General features: G+C 73.4%; 1 pseudogene. It reads right to left on the minus strand.

Annotated features, from left to right (window positions below):
• A pseudogene (locus BFF77_RS37380) lies at positions 1 to 192 on the minus strand (lipase); the annotation flags it as partial.
• Positions 193 to 297 lie beyond the last annotated feature (105 nt).

The raw sequence follows: 297 nt of genomic DNA on the forward strand, positions 1-297 counted from the left end.
CAGGGGCGCGGCGCGGCGCTCCTGGATGATTCCGGCCGGGTAGAGGACGAGATGGCCGGTGAGGATGGCCAGATCGATCGCGCTGGCGCGGAGCAGGGCGGCCGGGGGTGTCGTGGCGTCGCGTACGCGGCTCATCTGGCGCAGCAGCGGAGGCAGGAGCGGCGAGAGCGGAAAGAACGGCAGAATTTGCATGGCCGACCTCCGAACGGCACCCGGGAGGCGGCTCTGACCCCCGTGTGCCCTCATGGGGCGCCGCTCACGCGGGTCGGATCGCGGCCGACGTGCCGGAGCCGGCGC

The sequence above is a fragment of the Streptomyces lushanensis genome (genome assembly GCF_001700515.1).
GTDB lineage: Bacteria > Actinomycetota > Actinomycetes > Streptomycetales > Streptomycetaceae > Streptomyces > Streptomyces lushanensis.